Here is a 15,249-nt window from a genome sequence, read left to right on the forward strand (position 1 = left end):
TGAGCAAAGCTTTTCTCGGAATGGTTTTGCGGAATATCTACAGTGGAAATTTATTAGTTCAACTTATATACTATATATTTTATCAAGAACCCACTCAATTCACAGGCATCAATATGTCATTTTCAACACGGTTTTTGCCATTCGTGGTAGGATTTAACCGAAGACATTTAAAGGATGGGAGAGGTTCAAATTGATGAATCCGATTGATCATTTGATCATGGAAAGAAGATCGATCAAAAAGTTCAAAACAGACGCTGTCGATGTAGAAGAAATCATCGAGCTGCTCAATGTCGCCAAATGGGCACCCAATCATAAAGTGAACGAACCTTGGCGTTTCCAGCTGTATGCAGGCGCCGGCAAAGAAAAGTTCGTCCAAGCGTTTCTCGACTCCATGAAAACAGCAGACGACGCAATTCCGCCAAAAGCACTCAACAAAGCCCAGTATTTCCGCGACATTCCACTTCACCTCGTCGCAATTATGCCGGTCGACCCGCGCCAGCGACGCTTTGATGAAGATTACGGTGCGTTAAGTTCAGTATTGCAAAACTTTCAATTGGCTGCCTGGCAGCGCGGCATCGGCATGATTTGGCGTTCGAACGATTGGATTTACGATCCCGTCTTCCGCGAAGCGCTCGGCGTCCATCCGGGCGAGAAGATTGTCGCGACGATGATGATGGGCTACCCTGCCCACATCCCGGAAAAGCAAGCGCGCACCGATATCCGCGCAAAGCTTGAAATCATCGACCAATAACATAGAAAAAGAGCATCGCTATGATGCTCTTTTTTCTATTTCAAAACCGATAATGCACCGACCGCTCCTGAGTATTCTCCATTTTCCGGAAACAAAGGCGTCGAGCCGCGCAAAATCGTATAGCTCGTGACTACTTCTTTCAATAAAGCATTGTCGATAAACGATGAACCGATATAGACAATGGTCGAGCTGCGGCATTGACGAGCCGCATGGACACTGACCGTGCTCACCGTTTCGCCGACCAGCCCGATGACCGTCGCAAGCAGCTCTTCTTTTGACAGCTCGTGGGAAATGGAAAACAAATCCTGACCGAAGTTGCTCGCTGTCAGTTCTCCTGAAATCGGCGGTTCTTTTCCTTCGTAAATATGCTTTACTTTCAAATCGATACGTTCGCGCGATCCATGCTTCGCTTGTTCGACGATTTCGTCAAAACTCGTAATCCCTGTCAGCAAATGGCCCAAACCAATCAATGTGCCCCCGCCGATGCCTGTCCCGCCGACCCGTTCTTGCGTATTGTCCTGGACGCAATGGATCGATGTTCCGGTTCCGACGTTAGTGACCAAATAGGCTTCATCGCAGCGCCCCATACGCTCAAGCAATACTTGAACGCCCAGATGAGTCGCTTCAAATTCCACCATTTCCTGAACGGATTTTTCAAGCAAGGAAACAAGCACTCCTGACTTGCCCCCCGTCACACACACTTTGCTGCCTTGGAGTCCGTTGATCCATTCCGCTACCTGGCCAATTTCGGCAATCGGGTATTTCGCAAAATGAGTTGGCCCCCCGTCGGTATAGGCCACTTTGATCAATGTCCCGCCCGCATCTATTCCAACTTTCATCTATTTGCACCTTCTCTTCTTAAAAAACACTTTTGCTGACGCACTGCTTTTTTGTTCATATGGGGAAATTTTAACATATAAGCATAGGAAACGGGAGATGTTTGCTGCATTCCGCTTATGCGTGAAAAATATTTGTCGAATGAGGATTAATCAATGAGAATTATGGGAATAGAATCTTCAGTAACCCGTTTAATAACTCGTACTGAATTTTCTTTGCACTCGCAAGGAGGCTTTTGTGGGAGGTGATTAAATGGGGAAAATCCAGGGAATACCGAAATTGCTCAATTATCTGGAGCACAGAAGTTACCCCATGACAGAAGAACAGATTATTAGGCTCCTGTCAGAACGAAAAATTCCGCATGCCCGGCCTTATGGTGATATGATTCTGTTTGACGAAGGCTATATTGATTGGTGGATCGGCGAACAGCATAAAACGGATGAATTAGTGATGGATTAAATGCAATGAAAACCCCCGGACTTTCCGTCCGGGGGTTTTTTTATTTGGCCCGAGCTAGCGGTTCAAACCGTTGCCGTAGGAACTGCTCAGAATTTTGAACAATTGCTCGAATTTATTCAAGATATCGAGTGCCAAGAGACCGTTGCCTTCCGCCGTCTTTGGATATCCAAGCGGGACGGTGCGCCGCACAAGCTGTGCGTAAAGTTCCGCTTCCGTCAGCTCCCGGTCGAAATCACGCTCCGAGATATTGCGTATCAACGCTAAGGCGCCTGAGATGTGCGGCGTCGCCATCGAAGTGCCGGACAGGCTTGCGTACTGGCCATCCAAATACGTCGAGTAAATATTGATGCCAGGTGCTACCAAGTCAATTTCATTATTGGTGTTGCTGAACGGCGCAATGCGCCGGTCGAAATCAACGGCCCCGACTTGTATGACTTCTCCGTAAACGCCAGGGTAAGCAAACTCATCGGTATCGTGCAGGTCATCCCCTTCGTTGCCAGCTGCGCAGACGACCGGGATGCCGGCATCAACGGCCCGCTTGATCGCTTCATACAGTTCAGGATGATCTTCCGGGCCTCCGAGTGACATGGAAATGATGGTCGTCTCCTCATCGTTCGGGCCGCGCCAGTCGATTGCGTAATGAATGCCTGCAATGATGCCTTCGTAGCTGCCGCTGCCTTGTTTATCCAATACTTTCACAATGAGTATGTCCGCTTCAGGTGCCACACCAACGATGCCTTCTCCATCTCTCATAGAAGCCGCAATCGTCCCTGCAACGTGAGTGCCGTGCCCGTTATAATCTTCAAACCGCTCCGGGTCTCCCCCGTCATCATGCGTGAAATTATGACCGCCGACAATCCGCTCCTCTAAGTCCGGATGGTCTGTCTGGCAGCCGGTATCCAATACTGCAATGACATTGCCTTTGCCTTTTTCCCCGCTCTCCCATACTTCCGGTGCCTGTATCATCCGAATGCCTTCCGGAATATGCGGAGGTGCTGTAGTCACTAGTTCTACCTTATACGGAATCAAATGGATGTTCTTCATGAGTTACTCCTCCTTCATATCGTTTCCCTCATTCTAAGCCATGGATATCGCTAGCTCAAACACTTGTTCGCTATTTTGGGAAGTTGTTCTTAATTACTTTCCATAAAGAGACAGGAATTTCCTGCTTGTTGAAGAACACAAGTTAAGACGCCAAAAGACGAGGAGACAAAAAGAATGACCACATGGCTGCTATATGGAGCAACCGGTTATACCGGGAAATTGATTGCAGAAGAAGCAGTAAGACGCGGCATGCACCCTGTCCTGGCAGGAAGAAACGAAGAAAAAATCCAGGCGCTGGCTGAGGAACTCGAACTGGACTATCGTATTTTTCAGTTGGATGAACAGACATACGAGCATTTGGAAGGAGTCGACCTAGTGCTTCACTCCGCCGGTCCGTTCGAGAAAACGAGTAAGCCGATGATCCACGCTTGCCTGGAAGCCGGAGCGCACTATCTCGACATCACTGGAGAAATCAGCGTATTCGAACATACCCATTCCTTACACGAAAAAGCGCAGCGGAAAAACATCGTTCTTTGTTCAGGTGTTGGTTTTGATGTTATCCCGACCGATTGTACGGCGCAAAAACTGAAAGAAGCATTGCCGGATGCCACAGAACTGGCACTCGGCTTTGATTCGGATTCGGGCATATCCCCCGGCACATTCAAGACGATGGTCGAAGGGCTTGGCGGGGGCAATGTCATCCGGCAGGACGGACACTTGACCGCCGTTCCAATCGGCAAGCACCGGCGGACAATCGACTTCGGGCGCGGGAGAAAATCCGCGATGGCGATTCCATGGGGCGATGTGGCCACCGCCTATTACACGACCGGAATACCGAATATCACGACGTGGATCCCAACCCCGAAACTAGCCGCAAAAGGCGCCCGTCTCATGCATCTGGCGAGCCCTTTGCTGTCTTCCAAGAAAGTGAAGCAGCCCTTGCTCAAACTGATCGACCGACGCGTACAAGGACCGGACGCGACAGAGCGGGCCGGCTCCGCTGCCCACATTTGGGGGGAAGCCAAAAATGCGGACGGAGTCATTAAAACATGCCGCATCGATACCGCGAACGTTTACGACCTGACTGTATACGGCGCACTTGAAGTGACAGAGCGCTTGCTCGCAGCCGACTTCCCTGGCGGCAGTTGGACGCCCGCCGCCCTGTTCGGCCCGGATTTGCTCGAAAGCTTGCCCGGCTCCGGGCACTTTGAAATCGACAGCTTTTACCCGGATGCAGACAGCTAAGTGAATCTATCCAAACTTAAAAGGCTGACATTGCGTCAGCCTTTTAACAATTGCATGCGTTTATTGAACAAAGTCGGATAAGACAAATAGCCGAGCGAAACACTTGTTACAGCAGCAGTCGTCAACAACAGGAACATGATGAGCAGCTGGAACTGCACCGCTTGGATTGGATCTGCCCCTGCGATGATCTGCCCGCTCATCATCCCTGGCAATTGGACAAGCCCGACCGTCTTCTGGCTTTCAATGGTCGGGATCATGCTCGCTTTAATCGAAGTGATCAATTGCCGGTGAATCGCTTGTTTCGGCGTCCCGCCGAGTGATAGGATCAATTCCGTCTGGTCTTGATGGTCTTCCACTTCTGCCGTGAAACGGTTCAAGAACAAAATCGACAGCACCATCGAGTTCCCGATGACCATTCCGCTGATTGGGATAATATATTGAGCGGTAGCCGGCGTGATGTTAAAACCTATCAAAATGCCTTGCGTCAGGACTTCTACGAAGATTAAAGTGACGGCAATCTTCCAAGCGATCCCTTGAATGGCCGCGCCTTTTTTCTGTGCATTATGGGTGGCCGCGACAATCATCAATGCGACCATCAGGAAAATATAAAGCAAGCTTTCCGAGTCGAAGACGAATTTCAGCACGTACCCGACAGCGAGCAACTGAACGATCGAACGGAGCGTCGCGACGGTCATATCGCGCCCAAGCCCCAAGTTCAATGTTTTCGACAATACCAACGGGATGAGGACGAAAATGAGCGTCAGTGATAAAGCCCAATAACTCATGACACCACCCCTTTCACGAATTCCATGGCGCGCGGGTCTTTTGGATCCTCAAGCAATGAACTCTCACCGGTCTCTATTACTTGGCCGTCCATCATGACCCAGGTGTAGTCGCCGATCTCGAGCGCTTGCTGGAGATTGTGGGTGATCCAAATGATTGTCGTTTTGTATTTCCGGTTGATTTTGCTGATCAATTCCTCGACCTCAAGCTTTGACGCACGGTCGAGTGACGACGTAATTTCGTCCATCAATAAAATTTCCGGTTTGTTGACGAGCGTTCTTGCGATGGATACTTTTTGGCGCTGCCCGCCCGACAAGTCTTTCACTTTGCGCTCGAGGAGATCGCCTTTTAGTCCCACATCTTCGAGCAGTTCTAATGCATCTGCTTTTGCCAATTCCTGTCCTTGCAGCGACAAAGGCAAGTTCAAGTTTTCATAAACCGTTCCATTGATCATCGGTGCACTTTGCAACGCCATTCCGACCATGCGGCGAAGTTCTACCGGTTCATAATCAGCAATCGCTTTATCTTTCACGAAAATTTCTCCGTTTACAGGCGAAATGAGCCCGTTGCATAATTTCAGCAGCGTCGACTTGCCGGCTCCTGAGGGCCCGACCAAAGTCGTAATGCGGCCTTGCGGAAATGAACCGGTAATATCTTTTAAAATTTCGATATCTCCTATGTGAAAATCCACATGCTGAAAGTGGATTGCGGGTTTGTAATTGACGCTCATGCTTACACCTCCTGGACTCTTAAACTTCTTATTTATAATTATTCTAATTTAGATATAATAGCATAAGGTTTAATAGAAGCCAATTAATTGAGAAAACTATTATACAAATGAGAATATGTATCAATTAAATTAGTTTTACATCTTTTTAAACGATAATTATTATCATTAGATGTTGTAAAGCCATCAAAAAAAGCCCTTCCACAAGTTCCACTCAGAAACTTCCAGAAGAGCCATTTTTTATTCTACTTGATCGCCATCGCTCAATCCACTTTCCCCGAACGCTTCATCGAGTTCATCAAAGCGTCCGATGCGGTGAATTTTCTTGTCATCCATTTCAAAATAGTTGAAGATGTGAGCTTCTCCGTGCTGTCCTTTTTTCTTGGCGAGCTGTTCAAAAATGACTCGATTGCCCTTGGCGAATTGCTTGACCGTCGTCAATTGGATGCCTGATTCCCTCACCCATTCGGCGAGTGTTTCATGGCCTGCGACTGATTTCCCTGGGCTGATCATTTCAACATTGTGGTCCGTCACCGATAACACGCCGTCAACGTCCTGCTTGTTGACGCAATCGGTAAAGCGTTCCGCCAGCTTGATTGGTTCAATCATCACGCGCACTCCCTTCTTCTGCTAACTTATCCAACACTACCAAGACAAACGTCGCGATGGGGCCTAAAAGAAGCGACACTAAAAACCACATGAGACCGCTCCGGTTTTTTCCTTGCGCCAATCCCGCATTGATCAATGCGAGTGTTCCCCAACCGACTACATATCCATTCTCCACATCTATTCCCCCTTTCCTTCTATTTTACTCGAAAAAAAAGAGAAGGCGGACATTTCCGCTTCTCAATAATTGGCATTTTTCAGTTTTTTGAACATCTTGACGAATCGATCGGGATTCTTTGGAACCTTATACGTCAGTACGCCGCGATGCGTATGGAGATACAAAAGATTGGCATCATCGGAAAAGGTTTTATAGGAAATATCCCAGACATGCGTCAAATTGAAGTGGGCCGTTTGTGCCGTCAGTTTGTCTTCGTACAGGCAAATTTCATATTCGGTGTGAATGATTTTCATTTGGCCGGCTTCAATCGAGCGTTCCGTGTCGACGTAAGTAATCGAGGACAATAAATTTTGCGGGTCCATTCGGTTCGCCTCCCGGCTTGTTTTACTAAAGTCTAATGCATCTTAGGCTTGTGGTGCAACTGAAACGAAACCTACATGTCCTCGAAATATTCATTCGTCAAGTCTCCGCATACTCCAATCGCCGCCGCGCTGCCTTCTCCAGCTGCGATAACCAGCTGCGAAGGAACAATGAGCGAAGCGTCTCCGGCAGCGTAGACATTCCATATATTCGTGCGCCCATAATCATCTGTCATAATCCCACCGTGCGCATTTTGCTTGCAGCCAAGTTGTGTAGCGAAACTAGTGGCATGGCTCCATAAAGGTGTGACGAATCCACCGCTGCGGTCGACTAATGTCCCGTCTTCGAGGCGAACGCTATGCAATTCCCCGTTCTCACCTTCAAGGCCATCAATCTTGTCTTCATACACTTGAATTCCTTTGGCGAGCAATTTCTGCTTGTCTTCATCTTCCAGTCGTCCTTCGCCGTTAGTAAATACCACTAAATCACGGCTCCACGTATAGATTTTTTTGGCCAGCCCAAATACTTGTTTGTCCGCAATCACCGCGAGCGGCTGATCCCTCATCTCCCAGCCATCGCAATACGGACAGCTGAACAAACTGGTGCCGTAAAAATTCTCGATATCCGGAACATTCGGCAGCTGTTCTTTCAAGCCTACCGCGATGATGATCTTGATGCTATGGAATACTTTGCCACTATCTGTCTGTAGTGCGTAGTGGGTTTTTGAGATTTGGTCGATGTTCACGATGCACTCATTCTCTGTCTTTACACTGGGATATTTCCGGATGTCTTCGAATGCCAGTCGCTTGAACTCCTCCGGGCAAATGCCGTCCCTTGTAATAAATCCGTGGGCTTCACGCGTCACCAGATTGCGTCCATGGTCGTCATCAAACAAAACGGTGTTTCTTCTCGATCGCCCAAGGACCAGCGCCGCGCTCAATCCTGCTGGACCCCCGCCAATAATCGCACAATCATAAAGCATAGCGTTCATCCTTTTCAAGTTACTTTTTTCTCCCCTTCTTCCCCGTCTTTATCCACGCTAAACAGAACTGCAGCCTAAAAGAAAAAACCGATTGGCCCAGGAGTTTCCCAGCCGATCGGTTTTTTAGCGCCGCTGCTCTGCGTGGAGCTGCTTTATATTTGGATCAATTCACGCAATGCCTGAACAAAAAATTCATTTTCTTCTTGCGTGCCAACAGAAACCCGTACGTATTCCGGAAGGCCCCAACCTTTTCCATAACGCACGATGACACCTTTTTTCATCAAGTCTTGGTACAGCTCTTCTCCCTCGACCCCTAATTTGACCAGCACGAAGTTCGCCATGCTTGTCGTATAGGTGAGCCCGAGTTCTTCAAACGCATTATATAAATACTCGCGGCCCCGGCTATTCGCATCCCTTGAATGTTCAACATGTTCACGGTCTGTCACCGCCGCTGTCGCAGCAAGCTGCGCCAATGAATTGACGTTGAACGGCTCTTTCACTTTCAGGATCGATTTGACGATCGAATCAGCTGCGATTCCGAAACCGACGCGCACGCCTGCAATGCCATAGATTTTCGAGAAGGTCTTCAACGTCAGCAGCGGATAGCCCGCTTGGACAAATTCGATGCCGTCTGTGTAATCCGCCGCATCCGCATAATGACTGTACGCCGCATCAAAGACTACCAAGACATCTCCAACCGCATCCAATAGTTTCTGGACGTCTTGCTTTTTCATATACGTCCCAGTCGGGTTGTTCGGCGAACAGATATAGATGATTTTCGTCTTGTCGGTGACTGCAGCAATCATCGCATCCACATCGAAAGCGAAGCCATCTGTAAACGGCACTTTCACGACTTTGGCACCCATGATGTGCGCACCAAAATCGTATTCGCTGAATGACGGGTCCGGTACGACGATTTCATCGCCCTGTTCGAGGAATGCTTCTGAGATGAGCGTAATCAATTCATCCGCACCGTTTGTCGGAATGACTTGGCTTTTGTCTACTCCATGCTCACTGGCAATCGCTTTTTTCAATTCGCTGGCATCCGCATCCGGGTAGCGGTTCAGGCCGAGCACGCCTTGTTGGATCGCTTTCATTGCTTTTTTGGACGGGCCGAGCGGATTTTCGTTCGACGCAAGCTTAATAACGCGCTCTAAGCCCAGTTCTTCCTGCACTTCCCAAATTGGTTTGCCTGGTGAGTAAGGCTGGATTTGATCCAAGGTTTTCCGTGCTTTGATGTTCTCCAAATTCGCCATATGTAAGCCCTCCGATAATCTATTTTCTATGAATTAATATAACTTCCCATAAATAATCATATCATTAAAGTGTATTTTTTCTGTATGTACGAGCTTTTTAATCAGAAAAAATAATAACTTCTATTATTACAGAAAACCCGGCTCCCGGAAAGAGCCGCGCTCTACAATTTGAAACCCTCCCGTAAATGTGGTTTACTTTAACGAGACTGACGAAAGAGGAGTTTTCATATGATTAAAAAAATGAAATTTGTATTTGCCCCATTCGCCCTCGCCTTAGTGCTCGGCGCATGTTCCGATAATGAAGAGCCAGCGGCAGGAGAAGACACACAAGCGCCAGAAACCGAACAGGCGCCAGAAACGGAAGCTGCTCCAGCTGAATCGGCACTTGACCTACCTGCCGAAGATGCGATCGTTGCAGTCGTCAACGGCGAAGAAATCCAAGGGAAAGTCTACAATAGCGTCGCCCGCCAGTTCGAATCCACATTAGCATCACAAGGCCAGGATCCTTCTACAGAAGAGAACCTTCAACTGATCCAAGATGAAGCGATGTCTGTCGTTATCGGCAACGCCGTTTTGCTGCAGGATGCGAAAGACAAAGGCCACGAAGCTGATGAAGCGGTCGTTGAAGAACGCATGGAAGAGCTGAAAGCCAATTTCGAAGATGAAGAAGCGATGAACGAAGCATTGGCCGAAACAGGATTCACCATTGAGGAAATGGAAGAGCAATTGCGCGAGCAATTGGTCTATGAAACATATTTGGCAGAAGAAGTTGATACTCCAGCAGTAACCGACGAAGAAGTGCAAGAAGCGTATGACGGTTTCGTCGAAAGCTCTGAAGAAGAAGCGCCGCCTTATGAGGAAATGGAACCGACCATTCGCCAATCTCTAGAAGAACAGAAATCACAGGAAGCTACTTTCGCACGTGTTGAGGAATTGCGTGAATCCGCTGAAGTTGAAGTAAACATCTAATACAAAAAACCCGCCGAGATTCGGCGGGTTTTTTCATATCCATTTATTCTTGTTGCAATTTTACCGGCTTATGCTTCGGTACGCTCTTTGCAGAACGCCAGGATTTGCTCTTCTTCCTCTTCATCCAAAGCAAAATCAAGCGGCTGCTCGGTTTCTTTGTCGTTAAAATGATAAGAGGCAATACGCGCAGATCCTTCATTCACGACCAGAATCAGCCGGAGTTCCAAACCGCCGGGACGATACAACTCATCGTCTTCCTCGACCTCGATCGACATCGTGTATTCGTACCGGTCGCCTTCTAGGATTCCGGTCGGGTCATTCATTTTTCTCACTTCATGATTTATGATTTCCATTGATGCACCTCCATAGTTCTATTTTAGCTTGTCGGAGTCCATTTGAATAGCACTACCTCATTCTGTTCGCGTTTAAGTGATTCAAATACGGGAAAACAACGAACAGACACAAAAATTAGGAGTGGATTTCATGAATGTATTAGTTATCGGAGCGAACGGCCAAGTAGGACGGAGCGTAGTTCAGGAACTTTCAGATAAAGGCCATCAAGCAGTGGCGATGATCCGCAAAGAAGAACAGCGGGACGAATTGGAAAAGCGCGGTGCAGGCAAAATTGTGCTTGGTGATTTGGAAAAAGATTTCAGCCATGCATTTGAAGGAGTCGACGCCGTCATTTTTGCCGCAGGATCCGGCCCGAAAACAGGAGCAGACAAAACTTTAACAATCGATTTATGGGGTTCTGTCAAAGCGGCTGAATACGCGAAAGAAAAAGGCGTCAACCGTTTCGTCCAGCTCGGATCGGTCGGTTCAGACAATCCGGATGCCGGTGGAGAAGCCATGAAGCCTTACCTGGTGGCAAAACGCACAGCAGACGACTTGCTTGAACATAGCGGCCTCGATTATACGATTGTGCGTCCGGGCCCATTATCAGATGAAGAAAAAACGGGCCATATCGAAGCGTCAGCAGCAGGATTCAAATCCTTTGAAGGCCGTTCGATTCCGCGTGCCGATGTTGCACGGACACTTGCAGAAGTGGTCGATCGCAAAAACACGTACGGAAAAGTCTTTGAAATTTTGCAAGGCGAAGCTGAAATAGCACAAGAGCTCGGCCGTCTGTAGCCCCGAGGCGGATGGCGTTCGCAGTGTTTCTATGGTAGACTAGCTTTACGATAATAGAGGACGTGATAACATGATTAATATTCAACCACCAAAAGCTGATATTACCATCATTCAGCGCAAACAAGAGATTCAAGGCGACGAAGCTATCATTAAACCGATGTACGGTTTTATCGATTTGCATGAAATTCCTCGCGACAAAGGCGGCATCATCCAATTTTTCAACCATAGCGGTGAATTATTGTTCGTCGGCAAAGCACGCAAGCTGCGCCAACGGGTGAAAAAGCATTTTGAAGACAATGTATCGCCTTTGAAAAACCACCGCGATGAAGTTCATCGCATTGCGGTTTCCATCGTGGAAGATCCGATGGAACGCGAAATTTATGAGACATATCTCATCAATACCGGCCAAGCGAAATACAATGTCGAGAAAGCTTTTTATCGCGACTAAAACGAAACGGACGCTCCCAAAAGGGCGTCCGTTTTTTTTTTTTGCGAAATAACCTCCTTAAAAATGTCTGTCCGGTTCAGCACCGCTGTTCTGCGCTTTCGTTTAGCTGAAGGAAAAACGGGGAAGCCTTCAGTCAGCTATCCGGCAAACAAATATGCCTATTCCTCTTTTTTCAGGTTTTGAGTAGTTGTGAAAAAGGAATAGACTTGTAAAATAATGTTCTTTGGAGGAACCCATTATGTCGACTGATGCCCAACAAATTCCAGCGGCGCATTGCCGTAGTGAATACGATCCTTTACGCCATGTTTTGCTTTGCCCGCCCCGCTTCATGGAAATTACAGACGTGATCAACGATGTTCAAAAGCGTTATAAAGAAGAAAATATTGACGTAACGGAAGCCCTCCGCCAACATGCAGCATTTGCCGATACACTCGCAGCGGAAGGCATTAACACAGCTTTTTTGGAAGCGTCTGAAAAGTATCCGGAGCAAGTATTCACGCGTGATATCGGCTTTACAATCGGAGACACTGTCTTTATCAGCGAAATGGCGGAAAGTGTACGTCAAGGAGAAGAGACGGTGCTGCAAAACTGGTTAAGCGATCATCATATCCAGTTCAAGCACTTGCCGGGACACCGCATCGAAGGCGGTGATGTTCTGGTCGACCGCGACACGGTGTATATCGGCATCAGCAGCCGCACTTCCCAGAAAGCCATTGATGAACTGCAGCGCCATGTGCCGGATTTCCAAGTGGTCCCGCTTCACCTGAACGAAAAATACTTGCACCTCGATTGCGTCTTCAATATATTATCGCCGACCGAAGCGCTCATTTTCCCGGAAGCGTTGGAAGACGAGACCATCGCCATGCTCAGCAAACGCTATACGCTCATCCCCGTCGATGCGGACGAACAGTTCAAGCTTGGCACTAACGTATTATCGATTGGCAACCGGCGTCTGTTCAGTCAGCCGCAAAACAAAAAAGTGAATGCACAGCTGCGAGAACAAGGTTTCGATGTCGCAGAAGTCGATTTCTCGGAAATCATCAAATCAGGCGGCGCGTTCCGCTGCTGCACGATGCCGGTTGCAAGGGACTAAATAGAAAAAGGCTGCCCACTCATGTGGACAGCCTTTTTCAGAGTGTTGAATAAGTCTAAAACCTTCTAACGTTGTAGGAAGTGGCTCCTTTCACAGCATCGAAAAAAATATGTGAGCTGTCTAAGTGTTTGGAGAAGCGTCCGCTCGAATCCTGTGGGAGCAGCGAAGCGACGGGTTTGAGAGACCCCGCAGGCCGTGTAGCGGACGAGGAGGCTCGATTCCCGCCCCACGGAAAGCGAGCGATACGCTTCGGAAAACACGGCTAATTGTAGTTTCTCGACAACCTTTTTCATTCTTCAGTTGTTTCCAGCCGATTGTTTAGCCGGCCGGTTTTCACGGACGAGCTCGATAAATCTCGCCATCATGTGATCTCCTTCCGGCGTGCCGATCGACTCAGGGTGAAACTGCAGTCCGTACACCGGATAATCTTTATGCTTGATTGCCATGATGGAACCGTCATCAAGTGCCTCCGCCTGAATCTCGAAGCAAGCGGGCAAGGATGGCTTCTCTATGGCAAGTGAATGGTAGCGCATGACCGGGACGGTTTTTGCCATGCCGGCAAATATATCCGTTCCGCAATGAGTGACTTCGGACACTTTTCCGTGGCGAATGACCGGCGCTTCTGTCACATTCCCGCCAAAAGCTTCGCCGAGTAATTGCTGGCCCAGGCAAATGCCCAAAATCGGCAGGTCGCGAAAGCTTGTGCGGATCAGCTCGAGCGATTCCGGCACGTCGCGCGGATGTCCCGGGCCAGGCGATAGAATAATGGCCTCTGGGTTTTTGGCACGGATTTCCGCGATGCTCAATTGGCCGTAGCGGACGACTTCTACTTGTTCACCGAGCGCTGCGATCGACTGGTAAATGTTATAGGTAAATGAATCGTAATGATCGATTAAGAGAATCATCCGAACACCTCCGTCAAAGAACGCGCTTTGTGGAGCGTTTCCTCGTATTCAGCTTGCGGCTCAGAGTCATAGACGATTCCGGCGCCCGCCTGGACGTGCACAGTGCCGTCTTTCACTACGAAGGTCCGGATCGCCAGTGCGACGTCCAAATTGCCGTTGAACGCGAGATAACCGACCGCTCCTCCGTAAACGCCGCGCCGCTCTTCTTCAAATTGCTGGATGAGCTGCAAGGCGCGTACTTTCGGCGCACCGGAAACCGTTCCGGCGGGCAGGCAGGAGACGAGCGCATCGAGTGGATGCATCGCTCCGCCAAGTTCTCCGGTCACTTCCGAGACGATGTGCATAACGTGCTGATATTTCTCGATGACCATGTATTTCGGTATATCGACCGTGCCGACTTTTGCGACCCGGCCGACGTCGTTGCGGCTCAAATCAACGAGCATCTGATGTTCCGCACGCTCTTTTTCATCTGCCAACAGCTCTTTTTCAAGTGCCGTATCTTCCGCTTCAGTTTTTCCGCGCTTTCGTGTGCCGGCAATCGGGTTGGTCACCATCTCGCCGCCGCGGATCGTCAGCAGGCTTTCCGGTGATGCACCGACAACCGCATAGTCGCCGAAATCGATGAAAAACTGATACGGAGACGGATTTTGTTTGCGAAGCTTTCTATATAGCGTAAAGGCATCGCCTCGGTAATTCGCAGACAAGCGCTGCGACAACACCAATTGGAACACTTCACCTTTGCGAATTTCTTTTTTGGCAAGCTCGACTTGCTCACGGAATCGTTCAGCCGTCGTCCCGGACTGAAATTCCAAAGTTTCCGGCTGATCCGCCGGCTCTTTGTCAGCTGTTTGCTCGAGCTGCGTGACGACTTCATCCGCTCGATCTTCAAAGGAGATGACCGTCACCTCATGGCGGACATGATCGAAAACGACAATCGTCTCGTACAGCTGCAAATGGATGTCCGGCATATCCAGGCTGTCTTTGCGTGCACTTTCGACCGGCTCGTAGACTTGAATGGCGTCATAGCCGATATAACCGATTGCCCCGCCTGTAAACGGCAGCCCTTCCACTTCCCGGTCGTCTTTTGGCATGAGCTCTTTGATCAGCTCAAGCGGCCGCCCTTCTTGCGTCGAGCGTTCGCCGCTCCGGTAATCGATTACTTCCAGTTGTTGCTTCGTTCCGATAAACGCTTTCGACGGATTCGCGCCGATAAATGAATAGCGGCCGCTTGCGCTCGTTTTCAGCGAACTTTCCAGCAAGCATTTAAACGGGCCTTCCAAGTTATTGAACACCATGATCGGCGTCAACGAATCTCCTTCTACTTTCCGAATTTGCATGTCTCTTCTCATCTCTGCTCAGCTCCTCTTTCTTATAGGCACCTGCCGCCGATACAATAGAAAAAGTCCCCTGCACGAAATAAAATCATTTCGTACAGAGGACGGATCGACCGCGGTGCCACCTCATCTTGAAGCTCT

At 48.8% G+C, this 15,249-nt stretch carries 19 protein-coding genes and 1 other annotated feature (1 of these 20 only partly in view); of the genes, 7 read left to right on the plus strand and 12 right to left on the minus strand.

Annotated features, from left to right (window positions below):
* Positions 1 to 193: 193 nt before the first annotated feature.
* Entirely contained in the window at positions 194 to 751 is a 558-nt protein-coding gene (locus tag J7E21_RS01470; protein WP_215104080.1) for a nitroreductase family protein, read from the plus strand.
* A gap of 35 nt (positions 752 to 786) precedes the next feature.
* On the opposite strand, the gene coaW is transcribed toward J7E21_RS01470, so the two are convergent.
* A complete protein-coding gene (gene coaW / locus J7E21_RS01475) occupies positions 787 to 1,590 on the minus strand; it encodes a type II pantothenate kinase (protein ID WP_215104082.1) in 804 nt (267 codons plus the stop codon).
* Positions 1,591 to 1,840: 250 nt separating this feature from the next.
* Here coaW and J7E21_RS01480 point away from each other — a divergent pair, with 250 nt between their 5' ends.
* Positions 1,841 to 2,047 carry a hypothetical protein gene (locus J7E21_RS01480; RefSeq protein WP_215104084.1) on the plus strand — a complete coding sequence of 69 codons (207 nt, stop codon included), beginning with the start codon at positions 1,841 to 1,843 and terminating at the stop codon, positions 2,045 to 2,047.
* Positions 2,048 to 2,101: 54 nt separating this feature from the next.
* Here J7E21_RS01480 and J7E21_RS01485 read toward each other — a convergent pair whose 3' ends face one another.
* On the minus strand, positions 2,102 to 3,091 hold the full coding sequence (locus J7E21_RS01485) for a S8 family peptidase (protein ID WP_215104086.1): 990 nt from the start codon (positions 3,089 to 3,091) through the stop codon (positions 2,102 to 2,104).
* Positions 3,092 to 3,265: 174 nt separating this feature from the next.
* Between J7E21_RS01485 and J7E21_RS01490 the strand changes: the two genes are divergently transcribed.
* A complete protein-coding gene (locus J7E21_RS01490; protein WP_215104088.1) occupies positions 3,266 to 4,336 on the plus strand; it encodes a saccharopine dehydrogenase family protein in 1,071 nt (356 codons plus the stop codon).
* Positions 4,337 to 4,371: 35 nt separating this feature from the next.
* Here J7E21_RS01490 and J7E21_RS01495 read toward each other — a convergent pair whose 3' ends face one another.
* From J7E21_RS01495 to hisC, 7 genes are all read right to left on the minus strand, one after another.
* On the minus strand, positions 4,372 to 5,121 hold the full coding sequence (locus tag J7E21_RS01495) for an ABC transporter permease (RefSeq protein ID WP_215104090.1): 750 nt from the start codon (positions 5,119 to 5,121) through the stop codon (positions 4,372 to 4,374).
* Complete coding sequence (locus J7E21_RS01500) at positions 5,118 to 5,849, minus strand: ABC transporter ATP-binding protein (protein ID WP_215104092.1); 732 nt, start codon at positions 5,847 to 5,849, stop codon at positions 5,118 to 5,120. The genes J7E21_RS01495 and J7E21_RS01500 overlap by 4 nt, the downstream gene beginning before the upstream one ends.
* 237 nt (positions 5,850 to 6,086) lie before the next feature.
* Positions 6,087 to 6,455, minus strand: a complete 369-nt coding sequence (locus J7E21_RS01505; RefSeq protein ID WP_215104094.1) for a nuclear transport factor 2 family protein — start codon at positions 6,453 to 6,455, stop codon at positions 6,087 to 6,089.
* Entirely contained in the window at positions 6,448 to 6,630 is a 183-nt protein-coding gene (locus tag J7E21_RS01510; protein WP_215104096.1) for a hypothetical protein, read from the minus strand. The genes J7E21_RS01505 and J7E21_RS01510 overlap by 8 nt, the downstream gene beginning before the upstream one ends.
* A gap of 62 nt (positions 6,631 to 6,692) precedes the next feature.
* Positions 6,693 to 6,992, minus strand: coding sequence for a hypothetical protein (locus J7E21_RS01515; RefSeq protein ID WP_215104098.1), 300 nt, complete (start codon positions 6,990 to 6,992; stop codon positions 6,693 to 6,695).
* A 71-nt stretch (positions 6,993 to 7,063) separates the two neighbouring features.
* Complete coding sequence (locus J7E21_RS01520; RefSeq protein WP_215104100.1) at positions 7,064 to 7,972, minus strand: NAD(P)/FAD-dependent oxidoreductase; 909 nt, start codon at positions 7,970 to 7,972, stop codon at positions 7,064 to 7,066.
* Between the two features lie 152 nt (positions 7,973 to 8,124).
* Positions 8,125 to 9,228 carry a histidinol-phosphate transaminase gene (gene hisC / locus J7E21_RS01525; RefSeq protein ID WP_215104102.1) on the minus strand — a complete coding sequence of 368 codons (1,104 nt, stop codon included), beginning with the start codon at positions 9,226 to 9,228 and terminating at the stop codon, positions 8,125 to 8,127.
* A 228-nt stretch (positions 9,229 to 9,456) separates the two neighbouring features.
* On the opposite strand from hisC, the gene J7E21_RS01530 reads away from it, so the two are divergent.
* Complete coding sequence (locus tag J7E21_RS01530) at positions 9,457 to 10,197, plus strand: SurA N-terminal domain-containing protein (protein ID WP_215104104.1); 741 nt, start codon at positions 9,457 to 9,459, stop codon at positions 10,195 to 10,197.
* Between the two features lie 68 nt (positions 10,198 to 10,265).
* On the opposite strand, the gene J7E21_RS01535 is transcribed toward J7E21_RS01530, so the two are convergent.
* Positions 10,266 to 10,550: a DUF6509 family protein gene (locus J7E21_RS01535; protein WP_215104106.1), complete on the minus strand. Its 285-nt coding sequence runs from the start codon at positions 10,548 to 10,550 to the stop codon at positions 10,266 to 10,268.
* A gap of 130 nt (positions 10,551 to 10,680) precedes the next feature.
* Between J7E21_RS01535 and J7E21_RS01540 the strand changes: the two genes are divergently transcribed.
* From J7E21_RS01540 to J7E21_RS01550, 3 genes are all read left to right on the plus strand, one after another.
* Positions 10,681 to 11,328, plus strand: a complete 648-nt coding sequence (locus J7E21_RS01540) for an SDR family oxidoreductase (RefSeq protein ID WP_215104108.1) — start codon at positions 10,681 to 10,683, stop codon at positions 11,326 to 11,328.
* A 70-nt stretch (positions 11,329 to 11,398) separates the two neighbouring features.
* Complete coding sequence (locus J7E21_RS01545) at positions 11,399 to 11,776, plus strand: nucleotide excision repair endonuclease (protein ID WP_215104109.1); 378 nt, start codon at positions 11,399 to 11,401, stop codon at positions 11,774 to 11,776.
* A 238-nt stretch (positions 11,777 to 12,014) separates the two neighbouring features.
* A complete protein-coding gene (locus J7E21_RS01550) occupies positions 12,015 to 12,869 on the plus strand; it encodes a dimethylarginine dimethylaminohydrolase family protein (RefSeq protein WP_215104111.1) in 855 nt (284 codons plus the stop codon).
* Between the two features lie 296 nt (positions 12,870 to 13,165).
* Here the strand turns inward: J7E21_RS01550 and J7E21_RS01555 are convergent, their stop codons facing one another.
* The gene (locus J7E21_RS01555; protein ID WP_215104113.1) at positions 13,166 to 13,774 is read right to left on the minus strand and encodes an anthranilate synthase component II; all 609 of its coding nucleotides are present in this window, start codon (positions 13,772 to 13,774) and stop codon (positions 13,166 to 13,168) included.
* Positions 13,771 to 15,123, minus strand: a complete 1,353-nt coding sequence (gene trpE / locus J7E21_RS01560) for an anthranilate synthase component I (protein WP_215104115.1) — start codon at positions 15,121 to 15,123, stop codon at positions 13,771 to 13,773. Before trpE ends, J7E21_RS01555 begins: the two co-directional genes overlap by 4 nt.
* A gap of 82 nt (positions 15,124 to 15,205) precedes the next feature.
* Positions 15,206 to 15,249, minus strand: a binding site (T-box leader); it runs 159 nt beyond the window's last position.

This window comes from Planococcus sp. ISL-109, assembly GCF_018613655.1.
Taxonomy (GTDB): domain Bacteria; phylum Bacillota; class Bacilli; order Bacillales_A; family Planococcaceae; genus Planococcus.

What these genes read in the sequence shown, in the direction of transcription:
- J7E21_RS01470 (WP_215104080.1), top strand. Translation starts at nt 194, where the DNA reads ATGAATCCGATTGATCATTTGATCATGGAAAGAAGATCGATCAAAAAG.
- coaW (WP_215104082.1), bottom strand. Translation starts at nt 1,590, where the DNA reads ATGAAAGTTGGAATAGATGCGGGCGGGACATTGATCAAAGTGGCCTAT.
- J7E21_RS01480 (WP_215104084.1), top strand. Translation starts at nt 1,841, where the DNA reads ATGGGGAAAATCCAGGGAATACCGAAATTGCTCAATTATCTGGAGCAC.
- J7E21_RS01485 (WP_215104086.1), bottom strand. Translation starts at nt 3,091, where the DNA reads ATGAAGAACATCCATTTGATTCCGTATAAGGTAGAACTAGTGACTACA.
- J7E21_RS01490 (WP_215104088.1), top strand. Translation starts at nt 3,266, where the DNA reads ATGACCACATGGCTGCTATATGGAGCAACCGGTTATACCGGGAAATTG.
- J7E21_RS01495 (WP_215104090.1), bottom strand. Translation starts at nt 5,121, where the DNA reads ATGAGTTATTGGGCTTTATCACTGACGCTCATTTTCGTCCTCATCCCG.
- J7E21_RS01500 (WP_215104092.1), bottom strand. Translation starts at nt 5,849, where the DNA reads ATGAGCGTCAATTACAAACCCGCAATCCACTTTCAGCATGTGGATTTT.
- J7E21_RS01505 (WP_215104094.1), bottom strand. Translation starts at nt 6,455, where the DNA reads ATGATTGAACCAATCAAGCTGGCGGAACGCTTTACCGATTGCGTCAAC.
- J7E21_RS01515 (WP_215104098.1), bottom strand. Translation starts at nt 6,992, where the DNA reads ATGGACCCGCAAAATTTATTGTCCTCGATTACTTACGTCGACACGGAA.
- J7E21_RS01520 (WP_215104100.1), bottom strand. Translation starts at nt 7,972, where the DNA reads ATGCTTTATGATTGTGCGATTATTGGCGGGGGTCCAGCAGGATTGAGC.
- hisC (WP_215104102.1), bottom strand. Translation starts at nt 9,228, where the DNA reads ATGGCGAATTTGGAGAACATCAAAGCACGGAAAACCTTGGATCAAATC.
- J7E21_RS01530 (WP_215104104.1), top strand. Translation starts at nt 9,457, where the DNA reads ATGATTAAAAAAATGAAATTTGTATTTGCCCCATTCGCCCTCGCCTTA.
- J7E21_RS01535 (WP_215104106.1), bottom strand. Translation starts at nt 10,550, where the DNA reads ATGGAAATCATAAATCATGAAGTGAGAAAAATGAATGACCCGACCGGA.
- J7E21_RS01540 (WP_215104108.1), top strand. Translation starts at nt 10,681, where the DNA reads ATGAATGTATTAGTTATCGGAGCGAACGGCCAAGTAGGACGGAGCGTA.
- J7E21_RS01545 (WP_215104109.1), top strand. Translation starts at nt 11,399, where the DNA reads ATGATTAATATTCAACCACCAAAAGCTGATATTACCATCATTCAGCGC.
- J7E21_RS01550 (WP_215104111.1), top strand. Translation starts at nt 12,015, where the DNA reads ATGTCGACTGATGCCCAACAAATTCCAGCGGCGCATTGCCGTAGTGAA.
- J7E21_RS01555 (WP_215104113.1), bottom strand. Translation starts at nt 13,774, where the DNA reads ATGATTCTCTTAATCGATCATTACGATTCATTTACCTATAACATTTAC.
- trpE (WP_215104115.1), bottom strand. Translation starts at nt 15,123, where the DNA reads ATGAGAAGAGACATGCAAATTCGGAAAGTAGAAGGAGATTCGTTGACG.